This is a genomic window from Vibrio lamellibrachiae, assembly GCF_050337265.1.
In the GTDB taxonomy this organism is placed as follows: Bacteria; Pseudomonadota; Gammaproteobacteria; order Enterobacterales; family Vibrionaceae; genus Vibrio; species Vibrio kyushuensis.
The window spans coordinates 13,118-38,581 of record NZ_JAKJSU010000016.1; the positions used below are offsets into that span (position 1 = coordinate 13,118).

Annotated in this window: 21 protein-coding genes and 1 pseudogene; 17 read left to right on the forward strand and 5 right to left on the reverse strand. The window is 42.4% G+C overall.

Features of this window, described 5'->3' with window-relative positions:
* Positions 1 to 208 precede the first annotated feature (208 nt).
* Positions 209 to 2,479 (forward strand): annotated as a pseudogene (locus tag L4C54_RS21670) (putative bifunctional diguanylate cyclase/phosphodiesterase); the annotation flags it as partial.
* Positions 2,480 to 2,602: 123 nt separating this feature from the next.
* Complete coding sequence (locus tag L4C54_RS21675; RefSeq protein WP_428809772.1) at positions 2,603 to 3,385, forward strand: class I SAM-dependent methyltransferase; 783 nt, start codon at positions 2,603 to 2,605, stop codon at positions 3,383 to 3,385.
* 108 nt (positions 3,386 to 3,493) lie between these two features.
* Here L4C54_RS21675 and L4C54_RS21680 read toward each other — a convergent pair whose 3' ends face one another.
* Complete coding sequence (locus L4C54_RS21680; RefSeq protein ID WP_428809773.1) at positions 3,494 to 4,375, reverse strand: carboxylate/amino acid/amine transporter; 882 nt, start codon at positions 4,373 to 4,375, stop codon at positions 3,494 to 3,496.
* Between the two features lie 101 nt (positions 4,376 to 4,476).
* Positions 4,477 to 4,902 carry a universal stress protein UspA gene (gene uspA, locus L4C54_RS21685; RefSeq protein ID WP_428803724.1) on the reverse strand — a complete coding sequence of 142 codons (426 nt, stop codon included), beginning with the start codon at positions 4,900 to 4,902 and terminating at the stop codon, positions 4,477 to 4,479.
* Positions 4,903 to 5,059: 157 nt separating this feature from the next.
* Between uspA and ftnA the strand changes: the two genes are divergently transcribed.
* The 4 genes from ftnA (at position 5,060) to L4C54_RS21705 (ending at position 8,051) form a co-directional block, all read left to right on the forward strand.
* Positions 5,060 to 5,587 (forward strand): non-heme ferritin, encoded by a 528-nt coding sequence (gene ftnA, locus L4C54_RS21690; protein ID WP_428803723.1) that lies wholly within the window; start codon positions 5,060 to 5,062, stop codon positions 5,585 to 5,587.
* Positions 5,588 to 5,659: 72 nt separating this feature from the next.
* Positions 5,660 to 5,983 (forward strand): universal stress protein UspB, encoded by a 324-nt coding sequence (gene uspB, locus L4C54_RS21695; protein ID WP_428803722.1) that lies wholly within the window; start codon positions 5,660 to 5,662, stop codon positions 5,981 to 5,983.
* A 146-nt stretch (positions 5,984 to 6,129) separates the two neighbouring features.
* Positions 6,130 to 7,317 carry a BaiN/RdsA family NAD(P)/FAD-dependent oxidoreductase gene (locus tag L4C54_RS21700; protein ID WP_428809774.1) on the forward strand — a complete coding sequence of 396 codons (1,188 nt, stop codon included), beginning with the start codon at positions 6,130 to 6,132 and terminating at the stop codon, positions 7,315 to 7,317.
* Positions 7,318 to 7,484: 167 nt separating this feature from the next.
* Positions 7,485 to 8,051 (forward strand): recombinase family protein, encoded by a 567-nt coding sequence (locus tag L4C54_RS21705; protein WP_428809775.1) that lies wholly within the window; start codon positions 7,485 to 7,487, stop codon positions 8,049 to 8,051.
* 15 nt (positions 8,052 to 8,066) lie between these two features.
* Here L4C54_RS21705 and L4C54_RS21710 read toward each other — a convergent pair whose 3' ends face one another.
* Complete coding sequence (locus L4C54_RS21710; RefSeq protein ID WP_428809776.1) at positions 8,067 to 10,559, reverse strand: putative bifunctional diguanylate cyclase/phosphodiesterase; 2,493 nt, start codon at positions 10,557 to 10,559, stop codon at positions 8,067 to 8,069.
* Positions 10,560 to 10,815: 256 nt separating this feature from the next.
* Here L4C54_RS21710 and L4C54_RS21715 point away from each other — a divergent pair, with 256 nt between their 5' ends.
* Complete coding sequence (locus tag L4C54_RS21715; RefSeq protein ID WP_428803718.1) at positions 10,816 to 11,640, forward strand: HDOD domain-containing protein; 825 nt, start codon at positions 10,816 to 10,818, stop codon at positions 11,638 to 11,640.
* Between the two features lie 46 nt (positions 11,641 to 11,686).
* Here L4C54_RS21715 and L4C54_RS21720 read toward each other — a convergent pair whose 3' ends face one another.
* Positions 11,687 to 12,589: a DMT family transporter gene (locus tag L4C54_RS21720; protein WP_428803717.1), complete on the reverse strand. Its 903-nt coding sequence runs from the start codon at positions 12,587 to 12,589 to the stop codon at positions 11,687 to 11,689.
* Between the two features lie 177 nt (positions 12,590 to 12,766).
* On the opposite strand from L4C54_RS21720, the gene rmuC reads away from it, so the two are divergent.
* From rmuC to tatC, 7 genes are all read left to right on the forward strand, one after another.
* Positions 12,767 to 14,281: a DNA recombination protein RmuC gene (rmuC, locus tag L4C54_RS21725; protein WP_428809777.1), complete on the forward strand. Its 1,515-nt coding sequence runs from the start codon at positions 12,767 to 12,769 to the stop codon at positions 14,279 to 14,281.
* Positions 14,282 to 14,327: 46 nt separating this feature from the next.
* Positions 14,328 to 15,128 carry a bifunctional demethylmenaquinone methyltransferase/2-methoxy-6-polyprenyl-1,4-benzoquinol methylase UbiE gene (ubiE, locus tag L4C54_RS21730; protein ID WP_428803715.1) on the forward strand — a complete coding sequence of 267 codons (801 nt, stop codon included), beginning with the start codon at positions 14,328 to 14,330 and terminating at the stop codon, positions 15,126 to 15,128.
* A gap of 45 nt (positions 15,129 to 15,173) precedes the next feature.
* Entirely contained in the window at positions 15,174 to 15,779 is a 606-nt protein-coding gene (locus tag L4C54_RS21735) for a ubiquinone biosynthesis accessory factor UbiJ (protein WP_428809778.1), read from the forward strand.
* Entirely contained in the window at positions 15,776 to 17,410 is a 1,635-nt protein-coding gene (ubiB, locus tag L4C54_RS21740) for a ubiquinone biosynthesis regulatory protein kinase UbiB (RefSeq protein WP_428809779.1), read from the forward strand. The genes L4C54_RS21735 and ubiB overlap by 4 nt, the downstream gene beginning before the upstream one ends.
* A 48-nt stretch (positions 17,411 to 17,458) precedes the next feature.
* Positions 17,459 to 17,713: a Sec-independent protein translocase subunit TatA gene (gene tatA, locus L4C54_RS21745; RefSeq protein ID WP_428803712.1), complete on the forward strand. Its 255-nt coding sequence runs from the start codon at positions 17,459 to 17,461 to the stop codon at positions 17,711 to 17,713.
* 3 nt (positions 17,714 to 17,716) lie between these two features.
* Positions 17,717 to 18,157, forward strand: a complete 441-nt coding sequence (gene tatB / locus L4C54_RS21750; protein ID WP_428809780.1) for a Sec-independent protein translocase protein TatB — start codon at positions 17,717 to 17,719, stop codon at positions 18,155 to 18,157.
* Positions 18,158 to 18,237: 80 nt separating this feature from the next.
* Positions 18,238 to 18,996: a twin-arginine translocase subunit TatC gene (tatC, locus tag L4C54_RS21755; protein WP_428809781.1), complete on the forward strand. Its 759-nt coding sequence runs from the start codon at positions 18,238 to 18,240 to the stop codon at positions 18,994 to 18,996.
* A 321-nt stretch (positions 18,997 to 19,317) separates the two neighbouring features.
* On the opposite strand, the gene L4C54_RS21760 is transcribed toward tatC, so the two are convergent.
* Positions 19,318 to 20,079 (reverse strand): TatD family hydrolase, encoded by a 762-nt coding sequence (locus L4C54_RS21760; protein ID WP_428809782.1) that lies wholly within the window; start codon positions 20,077 to 20,079, stop codon positions 19,318 to 19,320.
* A 155-nt stretch (positions 20,080 to 20,234) separates the two neighbouring features.
* On the opposite strand from L4C54_RS21760, the gene hemB reads away from it, so the two are divergent.
* The 3 genes from hemB to spfP all read left to right on the forward strand — a co-directional run bounded on the left by hemB (position 20,235) and on the right by spfP (position 25,157).
* Positions 20,235 to 21,278, forward strand: a complete 1,044-nt coding sequence (hemB, locus tag L4C54_RS21765) for a porphobilinogen synthase (RefSeq protein ID WP_428809783.1) — start codon at positions 20,235 to 20,237, stop codon at positions 21,276 to 21,278.
* Positions 21,279 to 22,116: 838 nt separating this feature from the next.
* Positions 22,117 to 24,915 (forward strand): DNA polymerase I, encoded by a 2,799-nt coding sequence (gene polA / locus L4C54_RS21770; RefSeq protein WP_428809784.1) that lies wholly within the window; start codon positions 22,117 to 22,119, stop codon positions 24,913 to 24,915.
* Between the two features lie 194 nt (positions 24,916 to 25,109).
* Complete coding sequence (spfP, locus tag L4C54_RS24155) at positions 25,110 to 25,157, forward strand: small protein SpfP (RefSeq protein ID WP_438356636.1); 48 nt, start codon at positions 25,110 to 25,112, stop codon at positions 25,155 to 25,157.
* Positions 25,158 to 25,464 lie beyond the last annotated feature (307 nt).

Consider the following 25,464-nt stretch of genomic DNA (forward strand, 5'->3'; position numbering starts at 1 on the left):
AACGGCTTGAAAGCTAGTATATTTTATCAACTGCGATGATACTATAAGCAATAGTTTACATTATGAGACAACTTGAGTGCGTATCTATCTCTTTTTGCTAACATTCGTAGCGGTTGTGTCAGGCTATGTTCAAGCAGTAGAAATGAACTCGGTTAGTTCATTTCAATCGACACCTCATAATATTGATTTTTTTCAACCTAGGTTGGATAAACTAGATGCAGCGGTTGTTAGTGACAGTAACCCGACCACATTTGCAGAGCAAAGAATAGCATCTCTTAATAATCCTACCTTTAATACCGAATTATATAATCGCGAGCTTAAGCTATTAGTCTCTTTGTTGCTTGGAATGCTCGCGGTGATTCTATCTTTGGTTTATTACCTTAATAAACTGAAAGCCAGTCGTCAGAGCGCTCAAGAGAGTCAACTGATGCTTGAGGCCATATTTGATCAAAGCTATCACTACATTGGTATTTTAGATACGCATGGTCGGCTTATCTCAAGCAACAGCAAACTACAAAGTTTAATCTACGATCAATCCTACCAACTTGATAAACCAATCTGGTACCACAAACACTGGCACACACTCGTGGCAGATCAAATCCAGCAGTACTTTACTGATGAAAAGAGCTTGTTGGCAAAGCGAATTGAAGGAGAAATCTGGCATCGAGATCATGGGGTTTTGGTTCTTGAGTTATCATTGAAGCCGCTGAATAAGCTTGAAGATAAATCCCCTAGATACCTACTTGAAGCTCGGGATATAACAACCCGAAAGATCACTGAAGATAAGCTATTCCAACGAGAAGCTAAGCTCAGCCACTATTATGACCAGCAACCCGTCATGATGATTACGCTTGATGAAAACAACCGAGTTCAGCAGGTCAATCGTTTTACTGAGCAGTTATTGGGATATTCATCAAATGAATTGCTCGGGCATAAATTAGGCAAGCTTTACCTTAAGTCGGACTCGCTTTCAGCAAGGCAAGTATTATTGCAACCCAACCAAGCAATGAAAGGTGTTTGGCGTAGAGAAATTGAATATAAACATGCAGATGGCTCGGTTATTTGTGTGCGGGAAAATATTCGCTCTATGGTTGAGTCAGGGCTGCTGCTCATTGTCGGTGAGGATATTTCAGAGATGAGAAAACTGGCTGACCAACTTGAGTATCAAGCTCGATTCGATCTGCTGACCAATACTTATAATCGTAATCACTTCGAATTAGAATTGGAAAAAGCGCTCAAAGAGGTAGAAAGCCATCTACGTTCACATGCGATGCTTTATCTCGATATAGACCAACTTAAAGTACTCAATGATACTGCAGGGCATGAAGCGGGCGATGCTGCCATTCAGTTTACTGCGAGTATGCTTGAGCATGTATTGCCTTATAACGCGATATTGGCTCGAATGGGGGCTGATGAGTTTGCCATCTTACTAAGGGATTGCACTGAATTAGATGCAATAAAGCTTTGTCGCAGCATCATAGGCACACTTGGTGAGCAGGCCTTCTTATGGGACCACATCCGTTTGAAATTAACATGTTCTATCGGTATCCGATTAATCGATCATACTGCTGCTTCGCCGCAAATGGTTCATGCACAGGCTGATACCGCTTGCCATGTTGCGAAGGAAGAAGGACGGAATCGATACAATCTTTATCTCATTGATGATAAAGAAGTGAAGCATCGTGCGCTAGAGATGGAGTGTGTTAATTTAGTTCATGGCGCACTCGAGCATGACCGAATCGAACTATTTGCACAGAGAATTTTAGGGTTTGATGGTGCCAGTTCAAAACTGCACTTTGAAATACTCTGTCGTATTCGAAACCAGGAAGGTGAATACATTTCTCCTGCAATATTTATCCCAGCATCTGAACGTTATAATATAGCTCACCTCATTGATAAGCAGGTAGTCACACAAGTACTTAATTGGTTGGAAGAGCACCCGGAGGAGAGCAGCCAAGTTAGCGCGTGTTCAATAAACCTATCTGGTCAATCTATAGGTAACCACGAGTTCGTTGATTTCTTATTATCGGCATTGGAGCGAACACCTGTCTCTTGTGAAAAATTCTGCTTTGAAATAACAGAAACCGCTGCGATGAATAATATGGATCAATCCATTGAAGTTTTTACCAAGTTAAAAGCGTTAGGCTGCGTGATCGCATTAGATGACTTTGGCTCAGGTCTGTCTTCATTCGGTTATTTGAAGAAACTTCCAGTGGACATTGTTAAAATTGATGGACTATTTGTACGTGACATAGACGTAAATGAAATGGACTATGTGATGGTTCGTTCAATCAACGATCTCGCCAAGCAAATGGGCAAAAAAACGGTCGCTGAATTTGTTGAAAACAACAACATCATCGATCGCTTGATAGAGCTTGGTGTTGATTACGGCCAAGGCTATGCGATTGGTAAACCGATGCCACTCGATGAATTCATTACTCAAATACTAAAATCAGAAAGCCATGATATTAATGGCTGATAAATCGTATATTGCTTGCTGTGCTTAGATAACAGAGAAAGCTCAGAAAATTAGGATGCACTAGCAAAAGCAGGTAGACTTCTGCCGTCGTTGATACCAACTAACTTATTTCTGGAGCCCACGTTGCAGCTACAATTGATTTGCGAAGCCCTATCACAGCAAGATACTCTCGATAACCTTGCTAAACGCTGGGGTCTAACACATGACTCTACTAGCGTTTTTGCATTGGTACTCACTGAAGAGCATTTAGAGCTACGTAAATTAGACGAGCCTAAACTTGGTGCGATATATGTGGATCTGGTTGGTGGCGCTGTCGGGCATCGTCGTAAATTTGGTGGTGGTAAAGGGCAGTCCATTGCCAAGGCAGCAGGGCTCAATAAAGGCGTAACCCCAACCATTCTTGATGCAACAGCAGGGCTTGGCCGTGATGCGTTTGTACTGGCATCCTTAGGTTGTCGCGTTCAGATGGTGGAACGTCACCCAGTTGTTGCTGCGTTACTTGATGATGGATTAGCACGAGCGACTCAGGACCCTGAAATAGGTCAATGGGTAGGGGAAAGAATGTCACTTATCCATGCTTCAAGTCATGATGCGCTCGATAAACTTAGTCAAGATGAGAGCTTTGAACAACCGGATATCGTCTACTTAGATCCAATGTATCCGCACCCTGAAAATAAGAAAAAGTCGGCACTGGTTAAAAAAGAGATGCGAGTTTTTCAGTCACTTGTAGGGGCAGATAATGATGCTGATGATCTGATTACACCAGCGTTAGCTCTTGCCAGTAAAAGGGTTGTGGTTAAGCGCCCGGATTATGCCCCGTGGCTTGGTAAGAAAAAACCGAGCATGGCGATCGAAACTAAGAAGAATCGATTTGATGTGTATGTATTGGCATCAATGAGTGACTAATATTGATGACCAATCGACAGGTTTAACCCACATAAAAATGCTCACTAGTTAGTGAGCATTTTTGTGGATAGATTACAGCACCTAGACTTCAGGTCGATTTAGCTAGTATTACGTATTCGACTGATACTGCTGAGCTACGCGCTTTTTTACCCAAGTCTCATTGACCCACAGCGACAGTAAGATAATCGCTCCGCCAATAGAGAGGCTAATCAAGTCTACATCTCTATTCCAAATAACAAGATTCACGATAAGCCCAGCCGGAACTAAGATATTATTCATCACTGCGAGTGCACCAGCGTTTACGAGACATGCACCTTTGTTCCACGCAAAATAACCGACGCCAGATGCGATAATACCAAGATAAACCAACACACCCCATTGCAGAGACGTGGTCGGAAGATTGTCGATATTCCCCATTAAAAGGAAGGCAACGGTAGCGACACAAAGAGCACCAAAATAGAAGTAACCGAAAATAGAGTGCTGTGGCAGCGTTATCTCTTCTTGCTCCATTAGGTATTTATAGCCAACTTGGCCAATCGCAAAACAGAGGTTAGCGCCTTGCACGACTAAGAACCCGAAGAGAAAGCTTTCATTTACCCCTGCAAACTTAATAAATGCCGCTCCCGATACCGCTATAGCTGCCGTGACTAAGTACCATGGTGAAAATCGACGCTTTAACAGATCGTAGATAAGCGTGACATAAATGGGCGTAAAAACGGTGAAAAGCAGAACTTCAGGAACCGAAAGCAGTAAGAAGGATTGATAGTAGAAGCAGTACATTAAGCCTAACTGAATGCCGCCAATGATCATCAACTTCAATTTCAGTTTATTGGGAACGCCACGGAACTTAGTGAAAGGAATAAAGACCAAGCTTGCCAATGCCACACGCATTAACACCGAAAACCACGAATCGACCTGACCGGCAAGGTAAACACCGATCAAGCTAAATGAAAATGCCCAAAGTAGGGTAACTGCGGATAGATAAAACATAAATAAGATTCGTTATCAATAAAGTAACCGCAGTCTAACCTAATTATCCGTCCCTATACAGAGATGTCGACGAAACGCACTATTAGGAAAAGTGTCCCCATTTACTCTTTTAACGGCACAACCAACATATCAACCGGAGAGCTATTGATTAGCTGGCGAGTTGAAGAGAGCAGCTTGCTCCAAAAGTCTTGATGGTGCCCACAGACAACCAGATCAATGCTGTGTTCATTAATGGTATCGCACAGCTCATTACTTAAATCACCACTGCCAACCAAAGTATGTTTGATTGGATACTGTGCGTGATCGGCAAATTGCTGTAGCTGCTGTTGAGAGGCTTCCATTGCTTGATGTTGGGTCTCTGCGAGATTGATATCGATAAGCCCAGTATATAACTCGGCATAATTCACATCGATATGAATAAAAGAGAGGTTAGCTTCCAGAGGCCTAGCAAGTGCGACAGCTTTATCGACCAGTAACTTACTGTCATCAGAGAGGTCAACCGCGACTAAGATATGTTGATAGCTCATTTGGCTCGCTCCTTATTGAGGTAGATAGTATTACTTTAGCATCTGACAGAGAGCTTTTTTGCCAGAGTGATCTCAGATCCACATTGAGTAATGTTCATGTTATGGTTTGTTTGACAGATTAGTAAAAACAGTTAGATAACTGAATTAGGAGAAAAAAATGTTACCACAAGCCATGGTTGAACAATTGAATGAGCAAATAAATCTAGAATTTTTCTCATCCAACCTATACTTACAAATGAGTGCTTGGTGTGAAGACAAAGGATTCGAAGGTGCAGCTGAGTTTCTTAGAGCTCATGCCGTAGAAGAAATGCAACATATGCAGCGCCTTTTTACCTATGTCAGTGAAACAGGTTCAATGCCAATTCTTGGTGCAATTGAAGCGCCACAGCACGAGTTTGAAAGTTTAGGTGATGTGTTTCGTTTGACTTATGAACATGAGCAAATGATTACTCAAAAGATCAACAAACTCGCGCATGTTGCTTTTACAAACCAAGATTACTCAACGTTTAACTTCTTGCAGTGGTACGTTGCGGAACAGCACGAGGAAGAGAAGTTATTTAAAGGGATCTTAGATAAGCTTGAGTTGGTTGGTGAAGATGGTAAGGCACTGTTCTTTATCGACAAAGACCTAGCTGTGCTAGCTAAAGAAGGTTCATCTTCTATTATGGACGCCCCTGCTGCGTAAAATCAGCAAAAAGACTGTTCACTGAATCGTCTTTTCTTTCCGGGCTCTGGTAGAAGGTGTAGGGAGGAGAAGATGATCAGTGGAGACACTATTTTATTAGCGCTATTGTTAGTAACGTGCATCAATATGGCTCGATATCTAACCGCGCTGCGTTCATTAATCTACATTATGCGAGAAGCTCATCCGCTGCTGTATCAACAGGTCGATGGTGGGGGGTTCTTTACCACCCATGGCAATATGACCAAGCAGGTGCGTCTTTATAGTTATTTAAAAACCAAAGAGTATCACCATCACCATGACCCTGTGTTTACAGGTAAGTGTGACAGAGTTAGGGAACTATTTATCCTCTCTTCTGGTTTATTAAGCGTGACGCTGCTGATTGCCTTTATGGTTTAATCCCGCGGACTAGACTCGTTATTTAATGAACTCATCGCTTCAAATTGGCAATGCGCCTTTTTGGAGTTAGAATGCTATACCTTCACTAAGGATGTGCTTTTGCGCATCCTTTTTTATTTTTACGTAACAGAAAGAAGAGCATTTTCATGAGTAACCAATTTGATGTCGTTATTATTGGCGCGGGCGCAGCTGGATTAATGTGTGCTGCTGAAGCGGGCAAAAGAGGACGAAAAGTATTATTGGTTGATCATGCAAAAAAGCCGGGTCGTAAGATCCTGATTTCTGGTGGTGGTCGCTGTAACTTTACCAACTACGACGTAACGGCCAACAATTTCCTTTGCCGTAACCCACATTTCGTAAAATCTGCACTGTCTCAATACACCAATTGGGACTTTATCTCATTGGTGAGTAAATACGGTATCGACTTTGAAGAGCGCGAGCATGGTCAACTGTTTTGCCAAGACAGCGCTAAGCAAATTGTCAGCATGCTGGTTGATGAGTGTAAGCTAGATAGCGTGACACAACGCTATCAAGGCGAAATTACTGATGTTGAGAAGCAAGATTCTGGGTTTACGCTCAAAGTGAACGGTGATGCTATAGAGTGCCAGTCGCTGGTGGTTGCAACGGGTGGATTGTCGATGCCAAAACTGGGAGCAACCCCATTTGGTTATAAGCTTGCTGAGCAGTTTGGTTTGTCTATTGTACCTACATCGGCAGGGCTTGTTCCTTTCACGCTACATAACAAAGATAAAGACGATTTGGCATCATTATCAGGCATCGCGGTTCCTGCTGAGGTGACGACACAAGATGGAACCCTGTTTAAAGAGGCTCTTCTGTTTACTCACCGTGGTCTCTCTGGCCCATCAATTCTACAAGTGTCTTCATTTTGGAAAGCAGGACAAAGCGTTTCTATCAACCTAGTGCCTAACGCTGATGTTGAACAATTACTAGAACAAGCAAAAGAGCAGCATCCAAACCAGAGCTTAAAGAACACGTTAGCTAAAGTACTGCCTAAGCGCTTACTTGAAGTCCTTATTGAGCGTAAAGAGCTAACGGATAAACCACTAAAGCAATTTAATTCAAAGGAACTTGAAGCCGTGGTTACTCTGCTAGAGCAGTGGAAAGTAGCACCAAATGGAACCGAAGGGTATCGAACGGCCGAAGTGACTTTAGGTGGTGTTGATACCGATCAACTCTCTTCAAAAACGATGGAATGTAAGAACGTTTCTGGGCTGTACTTTGTTGGAGAGGTGATGGATGTATCGGGTTGGTTGGGCGGTTATAACTTCCAGTGGGCGTGGTCGAGTGGCTTCGTAGCAGGACAGTGGGTTTAATCTTTAGATTCTCTACTTTTAATATCTCCGCTTTAATCTCACCCTAAATAAACCGGGGTAAATGCTATTCAACGCAAAAAACAGTTCATTTAGAGCTGTTTTTTGTATCTATGAACGATTCTCTACTAATGTTTAAGTACCTAACCTAGCTGACAAAGGCAAAACCATTGCTAATTGGATACGCGCGAGCATCGGTTATCACACAGCAAGAAGAACTCGAAGCGGTAACTGAAGAGTTAGACTCTTTGGGCTGTGATAGTGTTTTTATTGAGGAACTCAGTACAGCACCCAATAGAAAAACACTGCGAGCATGCATCGATTTTTGTAGTGACGGGGACGCGATTCTAGTCACCAAACTCGAACACCTAGCGAACTCAGTTGCCGATTTTTGCCAGATTCAGAAAGAACTCCAAGCGAAAAATGTTGGTTTGAGAGTGAATGAGCTTGGGTTAGATACTTTGACACCGCAGGGGTTAGAAATGTTATCCGTGTTTGAATCTATTGCTCGGTTTGAACGTGAAGTCACTAGGTGTCGTCAGCGAGAAGGCATTGCAAAAGCGAAAGCAGAGGGTAAGTATAAAGGGCGAAAGCCAACTTGCGATGAAGCTAAAACACTAATAGAAGCGATGATCATCAATGGTAAGAAACCGAGAGAGATTATGGAAAAGGTGGAAATCGGAAAAACCACCTTTTACAAAATCAAGAAAGAGCTATCACAAAATGATGCTAGTTAAAGCGTTATAGGGGTATTAACCCATTGATGTATTCATATTGGTAAAGTGATTGATTAGAGTGCTGTTATGCTCTGCTAAATGCGGGCTGAGTGGGCGGCTTAAATGAAACCCCTGACCTAAAGAACACCCTAGATCCAATAACTGCTTTTGCTGTTGTTGGCATTCAATCCCTTCAGCAATCACCGTCAAAGATAAGCTTTTTGCCATGGCAATAATAGCGCTGACAATAGCAACACTATCACTGTCTTGTGGTATATCGTGAATAAATGAGCGATCTACTTTTATCTTATCCAAAGGAAGCCCTTTCAAATAAGAGAGTGAAGAGTAGCCGGTTCCAAAGTCATCCAATGAAACTTCAATCCCGAGTGCTTTTAGCTGATTCAAGTCGTGAGTAGCAAGGGCTGGGTCACGCATTAAGAAGCCTTCTGTAATTTCAACTTCCAAATATTGAGCAGGAAACTGTGTGCGTTCCAAAATAGCTTGAAGGTTTTGAGAAAAGCCTCGTTGTTGCAGTTGAATTGCTGAAACATTAACTGCGATCTTTGAGAAGTGGTAACCCTTATCAAGCCACTGCCTGCCTTGCTTACAGGCGGTTTCTATTACCCAGTTACCAAGTTCATTGATAAGACCCGTCTTCTCCGCGATGGGAATAAACTGATCGGGTGGTATGTTACCTATGGTTGGGTTATGCCAGCGCAGTAACGCTTCTAACCCTGTTAAGCGTCCATTGGTCAAATCGAATTGAGGCTGATAGGCCAAGTGGAACTCTTCATTTTTAATTGCTTGGTGAAGGGCAGAATGAAAGCGCACATGAGATTTCGATTCGTCGGTGAGTTCTGGTGAATAGAACGCGTATCCGTTACGTCCATTTTTTTTCGCCAAGTACATTGCAGTATCGGAGTTCTTTAATAATGTATCTGTATCTTCACCATCCTGCGGGTAGCGCGACACACCAATGCTGGTGGATAGGTGGAGCGGATGGCTATCATTAGGGTAAAAAGGAGAATTGAACAGGCTCAATGCTTGATTAATCATGGTCATTAAGTATTGAGGCTGATCTAAGTCTGTCACTACAATGACAAATTCATCTCCCCCAATTCGAGCCACGTGATTACTGCTGTGCATTGTAGACTTTAATCGTTGTGCCAATTCAATGAGAACCTGATCACCGCAATGGTGACCTAGACTATCATTGATGTGCTTGAAGTGGTCAATATCAAGAAATAGGGTAGCGAAAGGTTGAGATCGCTTAATCTGTTGTGCAAGTAACTGGATTAAATGAGTACGATTTGGCAGATCTGTTAGCAGATCATAAAAGGCCATCTTTTCAAGCTTCTGCTCATGCGCTTTACGTGTGGTGATATCTTCAAAGACACAAAGATAGTTAAGTGGTTGGTTATCTTTTCCCAGAACCGCTGTAATGGTCGATTTTTGTGGGTAAATTGTGCCGTCTTTGCGCTTATTCGATAGCTCACCTTTCCATTGCCCAGTCTGGCTCAAGTGCTGCCACATCTGTTTATAAAAGGGAGCGGCTTGCTGGCCTGACTTTAATAATCGAGGGTTTCTGCCACGAACTTCGTCAGGGTGGTAACCTGTTATCTCGGTAAACGCTCGATTGACCTCAATGAGGTTACCAAGGTGATCGGTAATCATCATCCCTTCATAGGAGTTGTTGAATATTTTTGCCGTGATTTTTAATTGATTTTCGACTGTTTTACGTCGAGTTACATTACGGGTCATCCCGAGCACACCGAGCATTTCACCGTGATGGTTCTTTACTGGAGACTTGATTGTTTCCAGCCAGATATCATCATTAGTCTGGCTCATACCTGAGCACTCTTCTACGATATGCTGCTGACCTGTTTTGATGACGTGATCATCCGCTCTAAGAAACTTCTCTGCCATTTCTTTATCAAATATTTGGTGGTCTTCTGCCCCAATAATGGATTCGATATTCCGACCCCATGCCGATTCAACAGCACGGTTACAAATAATGTATTCACCTTGGTTGTTTTTAACCCACGCATGGTCTTCTAATCCATCGAGAAACTCTTGAAGTGAGGGGAGCTGTTGCCCATGCAAGTGCTGTAAGCAGGCTAGATCGTGACTCACCTTTCCTGAGAGTGTACTTAGCCAAGAATCAAGCGGCAGTTGCTCTGATACCTTATTTACACTGGTGGTCAATAGAATGCCAAATAGAGTTCCATCGGTATGCCAGACAGGTGTGCTCCAATATGTCTTATGGTCGACTTGATGTTTTAGGCTGGTGGCGTCTGGGTAGCCTAATTGAGAGTGACTTCTCTTGAGTCGTTCAAGGTTTAAGCTCTCTGAGATCTCTAAACAATCACTTAAAATGTACGATTTAGTTTCGTCATTGAAGAGTGGCTTCCATTGGTCACTTGTTGAGTATTGGTAAAGTTGATGCGCGGTATGAAACGTATCACTTTGTTGCTCTAACAGGTTTTTCCACTGATCGACATAAGAAAAAGGTAAGGCAATGCGAAACATAATTATTCTCGAATATTCATTGGCCATCACTGCTCAGTTGTAAGTTATTGTTATTTAGATGAGCGCGAATGTTATCTGCACAGTGTATCACTATTGATGAATTTGTAGCCTACCCATATTGGTTATGTGAATGATTGATGATGATAATCTTATGGATAGCGAGGGAATTATTTCAACTTATGCAGCAAAGTCGCTCTGACCATCTGATTTTGACCTATATTAAAGAAAGACAAATGTCGATCAAAGGAGTGACTTCATGGGCCAACACGCACTGATTTCCCGTATTAACGAGCTTCCACGAATTGAAAGTTTGCTGCAAGAACTACTCGATATGGTTAATCGAGAAACGATCGATTTCGGGGAGTTATCGCGCAAAATGTCGATGGACCAAGTGTTAAGTGCGCGGGTATTAAGAATGGCGAATTCTGCTCACTTTGGCGGTGTTAAGGGGGTTTCCACCATCAATGATGCGATTGTTCGAGTTGGGGCCGGCGCTATTCGAACATTAATATCCTCGTCAATTTTATCGACAACCTTCCCGAAACTCGAAACACTCAACCTTAAAGACTATTGGGCCAATACATTTGAAGTTTCCATCATTGCCAGTGCCATTGCAAAAACGGTGAAATTGGATGCGAATGAAACCTTCACGACAGGCGTTCTGCACAATATTGGAGAGTTGATGATCCACTCACTGGTCCCTGAACAAGCAGTGGAGATCACCACGCGAGTTGAGGCGGGTGAGAACGTTGTTAAAGTCCAACGAGAGATACTAGAGACTGATTCGCAACAACTGGGCGCGGCACTTGCTAAGGCTTGGCAGTTCCCACCCGAAATGATAGATGCGATTGCTAATGTTAATCACCCTGGGAAAGCGGTTGACTCTAAAAAGTTAGCGTGTGTTTTGTATCTTGCTCGTGATATTCATTTTAAATGGGATTCCATGCTAGGCGCTGATGAGAAACAAGCCTACCTCGCCAATCATCCTGTAGGTAAGGCTCTATCACTAAATATAGACCTAATAGATAAAGTCGATGAAATTAGAGGACAGGGAAGTGAGTTAGCGTATCAGTTGTTCTAATACGCTAGGTTATAGACGATTCATTACGTGAATTTTTATTTGAAGGCTACGCCTCTGAACGGTGAGCCTTCTTTCCCCACTTAACTTGTTGAATGACCAAGCCAGTAATAATCAAAACCAAACCAATTAGAGTGGTTGGATGAATCTCTTCGCCAATGATGGTGGAAAGAAGCATCAGTGAAATAAAAGGCGAAGCAAAAATTAGATTACTGATTCTGGCTGTATTTTCAGTAAGCTTTAAAGCACTAAGCCACAGGACAAAAGTAATACCCATTTCAAATAAACCGACGTAAGTAACCGCTAACCAACCTTTGGGGCTTATTTGGTTCCAGCTTTCGCCTTCATAAATACTCAGACCTATGGCAAACGGTATGGCGACTAAAAATCCAAGTAAGACACCCACGACAGGGTCGGCTTTGTTTTTGGCATTTAGAATCCAATAACCTGCCCAAAGTAGTGTTGATAAAAGAGCTAAAGCAACACCCATAGGGCTATCAAAGTCTAAACCTAATAGGTCGCCCTTTGTTGCAATGACAATCACGCCAAAGTAACTGAAGCCACAAGCAATCCAATCTTTCCCACGAATCTTTTGCCCTAGAAAAACCGCAGCCATTAGGGTCAGAGTGATGGCCCAACTGTAGTTGATCGCTTGCGCTTGAGAAGCTGGAAGCAAATCGTAGGCTTTAAATAATATTAGGTAATAAGCGAGTGGGTTTATCAATCCAAGCAGTAAGTAGTACCAAGGATTTGAGACAAAGGTCGTGGAGAGTTGCCCAAGCTTACCTTGGAAATAACAGATCATGATTAAAGCGAGAGCAGAAACCATACTAGCAATGGTGAGCATTTGTATTGGTGTAAACTCTGCGAGAGTGAGCTTAAAAGCAGTAGCAACAGTAGACCACAATAAAACAGCAGATAACCCAAAACCAATGGCGCGACGTTCGTTCATACATTACCTATTTCATTTATTCAGTTCGTCACTTCTTTAATCTATGAACAATATAGATACATCCGTGCGGTTTAGGCGCTTAGTCTAACGGGGGATGCGAATAGCGACAAACTGGACATTTATCCAGTATAGAAATACCATTATATTTATCGTCAGAAAGTGAGTTAACACAATCTAATGCAATGGATTATTGAACATCAAACATTATTCGCTAGCTCAATAGCGAGCGCAGTCGTCACTGGAACAGCTGTCGGTTGGTGGGTTAAACAGAAGATGCAGTTAACCACTTTACGATTGGAGCAGCAGATTGAGTCTGAAAAACAGCTGTACCTTAGTCAGCACAACCAATTAAGCAGTGCCCTTAAGCAAGCGCAAAAAGATCTTGATGAGATGGATGTGGCTAGAGATCAGTCTGCTCATGAGCTTAAACAATCTCATGGTAAGTTGATGGCAGTATTAGAGAAGCTACGCCATTTTGAAACAGTGAAACAAGAACGTCAGCAATACGCTAATGAAGTCACTCGGGTTCGAGAAGCGAAATCTCAACTTGAAGCTCAGCTGCGTGAGCAGGAAGCTCGTCATGAGCAACAAAACATTGCCAGTGCAGAAAAGCTTCAATTATTGGAGCAAGCAGAAGAGCGTTTAAAGCAGCAGTTTGAACATTTAGCCAATCAACTGTTTGAAGCCAAAACCGCCAAGGTAGATGAGCAGAATAAGCAGAGCCTTAATGGACTACTTTCACCACTGAAAGAGCAGTTAGAAGGGTTCAAGAAGCAGGTCAATGACAGCTTTAGCCAAGAAGCCAAAGAGCGTCATACGCTTGTGCATGAACTTAAAAGCTTGCAGCGACTTAATGAGCAGATGACCAAAGAGGCGGTAAATCTGACTCAAGCACTGAAAGGCGACAATAAACAGCAAGGTAACTGGGGTGAAGTGGTGCTTGCTCGAGTACTCGCCGAATCGGGTTTAAGAGAAGGGCATGAGTACCAAACTCAAGTGAGCCTGCAAAATGAAGCGGGTAAGCGATTCCAGCCTGATGTGATTGTTCACTTACCTCACAACAAACAGGTAGTGGTGGATTCGAAGATGGCGCTGATCGCATTTGAGCGTTATTTCAATGCAGAAAACGATCAAGATAAAGCTCAAGCCTTAAGCGACCATCTTGTCGCGCTTCGAGCACATATAAAAGGATTAAGCCAAAAAGATTATCATCAGCTCAAAGGTATCCAGAGCCTTGATTACGTATTGATGTTTATTCCGGTTGAACCGGCATTCCAAGTCGCGATTCAAGCAGACCCAGGCCTTGTGAAAGAGGCGATGGAGCAAAACATCATTATCGTCAGCCCAACCACACTGCTGGTGGCACTGCGCACAATTGACAATCTGTGGCGCAATGACAGGCAGAACCAAAATGCACAGCTAATCGCAGATCGGGCTAGTAAACTTTATGACAAGGTTCGTTTGTTTGTTGATGATATGGAAGGGCTAGGTGGTGCATTAGATAAAGCGAATCAAAGTTATCAAGGGGCAATGAATAAATTAGCCACAGGGCGAGGAAATGTCATTAAGCAAGCTGAAAGCTTTAAAACCCTAGGGGTTGAGGTTAAAAAGCCAATCTCAAGTAACTTGGTGGAAGTCGCACAAAATGACTCGTTAGTAGAAAGACATCCGCTTGAGGATAAAGTAAACTAATCGCCCGCGGTACTCGATTTAACAGTACTGTAGATGAGGAATGACAATGACGGACACCAGTGTGCAATCAAATACAGCTTTAGAATCAAATCCATCAACACAAGACGCAGAAACCACTCACTTTGGTTTTGAAACCGTAGCCAAAGAAGAAAAAGTGGCTAAGGTTGCCGAAGTATTCCATTCGGTTGCGGCAAAGTACGACATCATGAATGACCTTATGTCAGGTGGTGTACATCGATTATGGAAACGCTTTACGATTGATTGCAGTGGCGTTCGTCCTGGTCAGCGTATTCTCGATCTTGGTGGTGGTACTGGTGATTTAACGGCTAAATTCTCTCGTATTGTCGGTGAGAAAGGTCATGTCATTCTTGCTGATATCAACAACTCTATGTTGAACGTTGGCCGCGATAAACTTCGCGACAGCGGTATTGTCGGCAACGTTCATTACGTTCAAGCCAATGCAGAAGAGTTGCCATTCCCTGATGACTACTTCGATTGCATTACCATTAGCTTTTGCCTGCGAAACGTGACTGATAAAGATAAAGCACTGCGCTCTATGTACCGTGTATTAAAACCAGGCGGTCGTTTGTTGGTGCTTGAATTTTCAAAGCCCGTTCTAGAGCCATTATCTAAAGTTTATGATGCGTACTCTTTCCACCTATTGCCAAAAATGGGCGAGTTGATCGCTAACGATGCAGATAGTTACCGTTACTTAGCTGAGTCTATTCGCATGCACCCTGATCAAGATACATTAGAAGGAATGATGCAGGGCGCAGGATTTGAAAAAACCAATTACTACAATTTGACCGGTGGCATTGTTGCACTTCACCGTGGCTATAAGTTTTAATCAAAAGGTTAGAACATTAAAGCGGACACAGCAGGAAGGACAATTATGCCATTCGATCCCTTAGTCACAGCGGTGGTGGAAACCTCGTTAAATCGACTGATTCAAGATGATCCTGAGCTAGGCCGTCGTTTAGCGCGCTTAAAAGGTCAGGTGATCCAAGTTCATCTTAAAGAGCTCAATAAAACACTGACTTTTGTATTCAGTCAGCAAGTTGATGTGTTGGCGGATTATGAAGGTGAAGCGGATTGTTATTTATCACTTAATCTTTCTGTCCTGCCTGAGTTACGAGAACAAGCCAACATCACCGATCTGATTAAGCAAGATAAGCTCGATCTGCAAGGTGATATCCAGCTGGCACAAAAGTTTGCCCAACTGATGAAAGATTGTAAGCCAGACATTGAAGAGTGGCTGTCACGTTTAACTGGTGATGTTGTGGCGCATAGCTTGGTACAAAGCGTAAAAGACCTTTCTGGCTTTGTTCAAAAACAAGCGTGTAAAAAACAGTCTCATCTTGCTCAAGTCATCACGGAAGAGTGGCAAATTACGCCACCACCGTTAGAGATTGCTTACTTTTGTGACCAAGTTGAAGAGCTTGCCTCTCAAGCTGAGCGTATTGAAACACTACTAAATAAATTGTTAGAGAAAGCATGACCCCAACAGAGCTAAAGCGCTTATATCGAATTATTAAGGTTCAGCTAGAATATGGCCTAGATGAACTTCTGCCAGAACACAAGCTGACTAAGACGCCATTGCTTGCTAGAAAAGCGTTGTTTTGGATTAAGAATAAACACCCGGATAAAGAGTTGGGTGAACGACTTCGCTTGGCATTACAAGAGCTTGGGCCTGTTTGGATTAAGTTTGGTCAAATGATGTCGACACGTCGTGATCTGTTTCCTCCGTTTATTGCTGACCAGCTCGCGCTGCTGCAAGATCAAGTTGCCCCATTTGATGGCGCTCTTGCAAAGCACCACATGGAGAAGTCACTTGGTGGTCCAATTGAGAATTGGTTCACTGATTTTGATATAGAGCCACTCGCATCGGCCTCTATAGCTCAAGTTCATACTGCTAAGCTGAAAGAGTCGGGCCGAGAAATTGTCTTAAAGGTCATTCGTCCTGATATTCATGCCGTAATTGAATCAGATATTAAGCTGATGTATCGCATGGCTCGTATTGTTGCTAAAGCGCTACCTGATGCAAGACGATTAAAGCCTGTTGAAGTGGTTCGTGAATATGAAAAAACCATCCTAGACGAACTCGATCTGCGCAGAGAAGCGGCGAATGCGATTCAACTGCGTCGAAATTTTGAAGGTAGTGAAGAGCTGTACGTTCCGGAGGTCATCCCTGACTTTAGTAGCGAAAGCCTCATGGTTTCTGAGCGTATTTATGGTATTCAGGTCTCAGACATTGAAACACTGCAAGCGAATGGCACCAATATGAAACTATTGGCCAAACGTGGCGTGAGTGTCTTCTTCACACAAGTGTTCCGCGATAGCTTCTTCCACGCCGATATGCACCCCGGCAATGTTTTTGTCCAACATGATCACCCTGAAAATCCACAGTGGATAGGGTTAGATTGTGGCATTGTTGGTACGCTAAATAGCGAAGACAAACGATATCTTGCAGAAAATTTACTGGCATTTTTCCATAGAGACTACCGTCGTGTGGCAGAATTGCACGTCGACTCAGGTTGGGTTCCACGTGAAACCAACGTCGATGAATTTGAGTTTGCCATTCGTATTGTGTGTGAGCCTATTTTTGCCAAGCCTTTGGGCGAAATCTCTTTTGGTCATGTGCTGCTTAACCTATTCAATACAGCGCGTCGTTTTAATATGGAAGTACAGCCTCAGCTGGTTCTATTGCAAAAGACATTATTGTACATCGAAGGGTTAGGGCGTCAGCTTTACCCTCAGTTGGATTTATGGGAAACCGCGAAACCATTTTTAGAAAAATGGATGATGCAGCAAGTAGGCCCGCAAGCTGTTATTAACGCTGTTAAAGATCGTGCACCTTTCTGGGCAGAGAAACTACCTGAGTTACCAGAACTGTTATATGACAGCTTAAAGCAGGGAAATACACTGAATCAAAGGATGGAATCTTTTTATCAAGGGTACCGTCAAAGTAAGCGACAGCAAGCAACAGGTCGGTTTTTGTTTGGTGTTGGTGCAACATTAATTGTATGCTCAGCGATCTTAATTAACAGTCCGTATGAGCAGTTATCTTTAGCAAGCGGCCTTTGTGGTGTCACATTTTGGTTGCTTAGTTGGCGAGCTTACCGTCAATAGGCGGTAAACTTATATTAATTTCGTAAATAATAACCCGAGGTAAATAGAATGGGTGGTATCAGTATTTGGCAACTTCTTATTATTGCTGTGATCGTTGTATTGTTATTTGGAACAAAAAAACTGCGTGGCATTGGTGGTGATTTAGGCGGTGCAGTAAAAGGCTTTAAGAAAGCGATGAGCGAAGATGAGACTGCGAAAAAAGACGCAGACTTTGAGCAAAAAAATATTGAGCAGACCAAAGCAGAGTCAGTGAATGCTGATGCTCAATCTACAGAAACGAAGAAAGACAAAGAGCAGGCATAGATAGTGTTTGATATCGGTTTTTGGGAACTGGTATTGATATCTGTTGTAGGGCTTGTTGTTCTTGGTCCTGAACGTTTGCCACATGCGATTCGTAGTGTTACTAAATTTATTAGTTCAGCGAAAAGCATGGCAAACAGCGTGAAAGACGAGCTAACTCATGAATTGAAGATTCAAGAGTTGCAAGATAACTTGAAAAAAGCAGAGCAGATGGGGATGGAAGATCTTTCTCCAGAGCTAAAATCTTCAGTCGAAGAGCTTAAACAAGCAGCGCAAGACGTCCAGCGACCATTTGCCAGTAGCACGAGCACAGAAAGCTTAGTGTCAGAAACCTCTAATACAAAGAGTTCTGATTCAGTTAAAGCTGCAACTCCCGTACAAAATAGCACGGTAGTTGAATCGGTTACTGACAAACAAGATACCACGGCAGATAAAAAAGCCGAATAGTCTCGCATTCGAGGAGCTGCTTATGCGCGGCTCCTTTTTGATCTTATCGTTTATTCGATGTTTTAGCATAGAGGTTTGACATGGCTTCTGTTGAGCAGACTCAACCTTTGATCAGTCACTTATTAGAATTACGAAATCGCTTATTGCGAGCAATGCTTGCGATATTGATTATCTTTCTAGGTTTGATCTATTTTTCTAACTATATTTACGAATTTGTTTCCGCCCCCCTTGTAGATCGTCTTCCTGAAGGGGCAACAATGATCGCAACAGACGTTGCATCACCGTTCTTTACTCCACTAAAACTGACGCTGATTGCTTCTGTTTTTATAGCAGTACCGTTTATCTTGTATCAAGTTTGGGCTTTTGTAGCACCGGGTTTGTATAAACATGAACGACGCTTGATTATGCCTTTGCTGTTTTCAAGCTCATTGCTCTTTTACTGTGGTGTCGCTTTTGCTTACTTTGTAGTTTTCCCGTTAGTATTCAGCTTCTTCACCGCGATTTCATTGGGTGGGGTAGAGTTCGCAACGGACATATCAAGCTATCTTGATTTCGTGCTCGCACTGTTCTTTGCTTTTGGTATCGCGTTTGAAGTGCCAGTAGCGATCATCTTACTGTGCTGGACAGGGGCAACAACGCCTAAGTCATTGTCTGAAAAGCGACCATATATAGTGGTTGGTGCATTCGTTGTCGGCATGATGCTAACCCCGCCTGATTTGATTTCTCAGACGTTACTCGCGATTCCAATGTGTATACTATTCGAAGTCGGTCTTTTCTTTGCTCGTTTCTATACGAAGAAGGATGAAGATAGAGAAGAGTCTGAGCAAGAAGAGTCTTAATTCTGTTTGAATATGAAACGAAAAAGGTTGGCATTTGCCAACCTTTTTTCTATTTAACTTAAGCCCGTGAAGTAGTGCTTTTTATCTTACAGTCATAACATGACCGCAATTGATGCACTTATATACTTCTTTAACACCAAACAACTTTTGCCAAAAAGTTCGGTGAGCCCTTTGATAATAATTACTATGATTACACATACTGACGCCTTCACTTGTTATTATGCGCCCGATTTTATGTGAAAGTCATGTCACATTAAACATATACTTTGGATCAGTATCACACTTATGGTATGTAACTCTTAAGTGTTATATTGATAGTATTCACAATAAAAACAACGAGTTGACGTTTTTATTGGTGATACTTGTTATTTCTTCTAAATCCAAGCCTCTAAGTTGCGCAACTCTTTCTCCAACAAGCCGAGTGTACGCAGGCTCATTACGTTTTCCTCGGTGTGGGACAGGTGCTAAGTAAGGGCAGTCTGTCTCAAGGAGTATATAGTTCATGTCTAGGTGTGGGATGACTTTATCCATACCGCCGTTTTTAAATGTTGAAACGCCACCCAACCCCAAATGAAACCCTAGATTGTTAATCGCTTTTGCTTCATCAACACTGCCGCCAAAACAGTGAAATACACCACGTAAAGAACCATCTTGTTCTTTGCTAAGCAGCCCAAGTGTCTCTTCAATTGAGTCTCGCGTGTGGATAACAACCGGAAGATCCATCTCCTTAGCCCAGTTTAGCTGGGTTATAAACGCCATCTCTTGTTCTGCTTTAAAGGTTTTGTCCCAGTAGAGGTCGATACCTATTTCACCGACAGCGATAAAGTTGTGTTTTTCAAACCAAGAGTGGATGGTTGCTAAAGTCTCTTTAACATTGCCGTCAACGTAGCAAGGGTGTAATCCCATCATAGAGCGACAGATATCCGGATAAGCAGCTTGAGTCTTTAGCATAGGCTCAATCGACTCTAGGTCGATATTGGGCATTAGAATATTGGTGATGCCTTGCTGTAGAGCGCGTTGCACGACTTCATCACGGTCACCATCAAATTCGCTGGCGTAAATGTGGGCGTGGGTATCGATCATGATTTTCTCATTTGATTGTGTGCCGAATTATTTTTCTGAGTATACGGCAGTGTGAGCCTTTGGTCATTTTTAGGAATTTTATTCATAGATGCTAGCGCCAGGCACAAGGAGTGATATGATTTTGCTTTGCATTTTCATCAGACAAGGAGAATCAGGTGTCTGTATCTATCCAAGGCCAGTTCCCAGGCCGCCGTATGCGCCGTATGCGTAAACATGAATTTAGCCGTCGTTTAATGGCAGAAAATCAGCTTTCAGTCAGTGATTTGATCTATCCAATGTTCATTCTGATGGGCAAAGATCGACGTGAGAGTGTTGAGTCAATGCCGGGTGTTGAACGCCTTTCGATCGATTTAATGCTTGAAGAAGCACAGTACCTTGCTAATTTAGGCGTTCCAGCAATTGCTCTTTTTCCTGTTGTTAACCAAGATGCAAAAAGCTTATGTGCTACCGAAGCTTACAGCTCAGATGGGCTTGTCCAACGAGCTGTTCGTTTATTGAAAGAGCATATACCACAAATTGGTGTCATCACTGATGTTGCTTTAGACCCGTTCACGACGCACGGTCAAGATGGCATTATTGATGAAGACGGCTATGTTCTTAATGATGAAACGACAGAGGTTCTCATTAAACAAGCCTTATCCCATGCAGAAGCGGGCGCTGATGTTGTAGCTCCTTCAGATATGATGGATGGACGCATTGGTAAAATTCGCGAAGCATTAGAAGAAGCAGGGTATATTCATACTCAGATAATGGCTTACTCTGCTAAGTATGCTTCAAGCTACTATGGTCCATTTAGAGACGCGGTTGGCTCATCTTCAAATCTGAAAGGTGGCAATAAAAAGAATTACCAGATGGATCCTGCGAACAGCGATGAAGCATTGCAAGAAGTGGCAATGGACATCAATGAAGGTGCGGATATGGTGATGGTGAAGCCGGGTATGCCTTATCTTGATGTGGTTCGTCGTGTTAAATCAGAACTTCAGGTGCCGACTTTTGCGTATCAAGTTTCTGGTGAGTACGCCATGCATAAAGCGGCAATTCAAAATGGCTGGTTAAGTGAAAGAGATACGGTACTGGAGTCATTAATGTGTTTTAAACGCGCTGGTGCAGACGGTATTTTAACTTACTTTGCTAAAGATGTGGCTGAGTGGTTAGCGTCTGACAATGCTCAAGCGGCTACGCACCTTAATAAAGACTAATACGATTTAAGAAGCGAATAACTGGGCTAGCACTTGCTAGCCTTTTTTGTTGCTATCAGAAAGAGCAGTACATAGTGTTTCAACAATTAAAGTGAGGTCGAAAATAATAATCTTCTCGTATTTGAATTTTGGCTACTTGGTCATATCTTGTTGAAATCATGAGATTTATAAGTGGTTTCATTACTCTAAAGTGAGAGTTTTTCAAGACATACATAAATTAAATGAGAATTTTTATCATTTAGGTATTGATTATTAAATGAGAATCATTATTATTAACCTTGTCTTAGGGAATGAGAGAAAGTTCATAAGGACATGACGTTACCAGAATCGAATACGCTGAAGGTAATGAATTGAACGAGACGAACTTGCACAAGTTCTTTTTGACACGACATTGCTCACATTGCTTCCAGTGTAATTTATAGCTTCTGGTAGAGTTGAACAGAATTTCTGTTTTCAGCTTCAACCTTGTTTTGCTAGGCGACATCTTTTAGATGTCGCTTTTTTTTGCTTGCAATTTATGATCAATTTACGGTGAATAAAATAAACTGGCTATTTTTTTCCACAGTGCCGGATCGTTTGAGGATCGTTGTGGGAATATTCGATCTGTTTAAATTACACTTTAAATCAAGGGTTTAATTTGTTGCATGGTGTTTTTTATTATAAGTAAGCAATGAGGTAAATAAAAGTATAAACAGAGTTATCCACAGTTTGGTTGTTTTTGAGTTGAATAATTTTAAAAATGAGTTAGCTCCATTGAAGAGTTAAAATGGATTCATGTTAATAGTCATGGCATCCTAAGCAGATCTTACTAAATGCAATTCTTTGGATACAAAAGACTATGGCTCGCATTCCCGACAATCCGCTCATTCTTATTGATGGATCTTCTTATCTATACCGCGCATTTCATGCTTACCCAGACTCGATGACCAATGGAGATATTCCAACTAATGCCATCTATGGTGTAGTCAACATGCTACGCAGTATGATGCGTCAGTTCTCTTCTGAGCGTATTGCCGTGATCTTTGATGCGAAAGGTAAAACTTTTCGTGATGATATGTATCCAGAGTACAAAGCAAATCGTCCATCTATGCCGGATGAACTGCGCTGCCAAATAGAGCCGTTGCACAATATGATTCGAGCAATGGGCTTGCCTCTGATCTCTATTCCGGGCGTAGAAGCCGATGATGTTATTGGTACGTTGTCATCTCAAGCTTCGGCCGCAGGCATGCCAGTGCTGATCAGTACTGGTGATAAAGATATGGCTCAACTTGTTGATGAGAATGTCACACTGATCAATACCATGACGAACGTGGTGATGGATCGTGAAGGCGTGATTGAAAAGTTTGGTATTCCACCCGAGTTGATCATCGATTACTTGGCTCTAATGGGAGACAAGGTTGATAACATTCCAGGTGTTCCTGGGGTAGGTGATAAAACAGCTACGGCTCTACTACAAGGTCTCGGTAGTATTACAAAGATCTATGACAATCTTGATGACATTGCTGCTCTAGGTTTCCGTGGTTCTAAAACCATGGCTAAGAAGCTAGTAGATAATAAAGAAAACGCTGACATGTCTTACAAGCTTGCAACCATTAAGCTTGATGTGGAATTAGAAGAGACACCGCAATCACTGGTTAAGTCTGAGCCTAATGTTGATGAGCTAATTAAGCTATATGGACAAATGGTCTTTAAGTCTTGGTTAAATGAGTTACTAGAAGGTGGAACGGGTGTTGTACAAGCGGATGAAAAATCTGGTGCAATGCGTCAATCTACTTCGTCAACATCTTCGGAAAGCGAGCTAGATACTTCAGCAGTCACTATTGATCGCAGTCTCTATGAAACTATCTTAGATAAAGAGACATTCTCAACGTGGCTAGAGAAGTTAAAAGGTGCAGAACTATTTGCCTTTGATACTGAGACTGACAGCTTAGACTATATGGTTGCTAACTTGGTTGGCTTATCGTTTGCCACTGAAGAAGGCGTAGCGGCTTATGTTCCTGTTGCTCACGATTATTTAGATGCACCAGAGCAGCTTGATCGTGACTGGGTACTAGAGCAGCTAAAACCTATCTTAGAAGATAACAGTCAAGCGAAAGTCGGTCAGAATCTAAAGTACGATGCTAGTGTTTTAGCTCGTTATGATATCGACATGAAAGGTATCAAGCACGATACCATGCTTGCTTCTTACGTATTTAACAGCGTAGGCGGTAAGCACAATATGGATAGCTTGGCACTTCGTTTTCTTCAGCATAGCTGTATCTCGTTTGAACAAATTGCAGGTAAAGGCAAAAAGCAGTTAACCTTTAATCAGATCGATCTTGAGCAAGCCTCGCCTTATGCTGCTGAAGATGCGGATGTTACGCTACGTTTGCATAATCGCCTTGCAGAGCAGTTAGCAAAAGATAGCCAATTTAAAACAGTCTACGAAGAGATTGAGATGCCGCTAGTACCGGTATTGTCACGCATTGAAAGAACAGGCGTATTAGTCGATGACATGATGCTTGGAACTCAATCCCAAGAGATTGCGGCTCGTCTCGATGAGCTAGAGAAAAAAGCGTATGAAATTGCGGAACAAGAATTTAACTTAAGTTCGCCAAAGCAGCTTCAAGCAATATTGTTTGAAAAAATGGGCTTGCCCGTTATTAAAAAAACGCCTTCTGGGGCCGCTTCAACCAATGAAGAGGTACTGCAAGAACTAGCGCTAGATTACCCATTGCCAAAACTGATTTTGGAGTACCGCGGTCTGGCGAAGCTAAAATCAACGTATACCGATAAACTGCCTAAGATGATTAACGCAGAAACAGGTCGTGTCCACACGTCTTACCATCAAGCGGTGACAGCAACAGGGCGTTTGTCTTCGACTGATCCAAACTTACAGAATATCCCAATTCGTAATGAGGAAGGCCGACGCATTCGTCAAGCCTTTGTGGCACCGCATGGCTACAAAATTCTTGCTGTCGATTACTCGCAAATTGAATTGCGTATTATGGCGCATCTTTCTGGTGACAAGGCTCTACTTGAAGCTTTCCAACAAGGCAAAGATATCCACGCAGCAACTGCTGCAGAGATTATTGCTGTTCCTATTGAGGAAGTCAGCGGCGAACAGCGCCGTCAAGCTAAAGCCGTTAACTTCGGTCTTATCTACGGTATGAGCGCATTTGGCTTAGCGAAGCAACTGGGCATTGCCCGTGGTGAAGCACAGCAGTATATGGATACTTACTTCGAGCGTTATCCTGGTGTGATGCAATACATGGAAGACACGCGAAGCGCAGCGACTGAACAAGGGTTTGTTGAAACCATTTATGGGCGTCGTCTGTATCTTCCGGAAATTAAGTCGAGTAATGGAATGCGTCGTAAAGCGGCTGAACGCGCAGCGATTAACGCACCCATGCAAGGTACTGCTGCTGATATCATCAAGAAAGCGATGCTGCTTGTCGATGAGTGGATAGAGTCTCATGGGGAAGGACGCGTTAAGTTACTGATGCAAGTACACGATGAATTGGTACTTGAAGTCGAAGAGTCGGTATTGGGCGAAATTGAAAGTAAAGTACAACAATTAATGGAATCAGCAGCGGATCTCGATGTTCCGTTAATCGCTGAAGCTGGTCATGGTGACAACTGGGATCAGGCTCATTAGACACTTTTTGAGCTAATAGTAATCAATAACATGAGCCAGCGCACAAACGCTGGCTTTTTTGTGCGAGTAAAAAAAGAAATGATTCAATTTCTAAAAGTGTAGGCAAAACAAAAATAGCTGAAAATAAACTACAAAAAAAGTTTTCATTTCTGACCAATTGTTGTACATTAGTCTGCGTAGGGTACAGAGGTAAGATGTTCTATCTTTCAGACCTTTTGTTTCACGTTATTGGATTAGGCTGATTCAGCCGCCCCAGTCAGTATTTGACTGGGGCGTTTTTTCTTGTGGCAAAGAAAAAATTAAATACCCATATATCTCTCTTTGAACAGCACTTATTTTCCTCTTCCGTGACTGAATTACCAAAAATAAATCGATCTATTTTTGATTTTTTTAAACTTAGTTGTAATTTTATACCACTCACACTTCTATTATTTTCTCAAAAAAAACAAGACATATATTGTTGGCTTGTGAGTTTGTTTTAATTGATTTAAATCAGTTGCTTACGATTATTTCGAGAGTGCGTGGATGCATCTGTTGACAGGTGTTAAG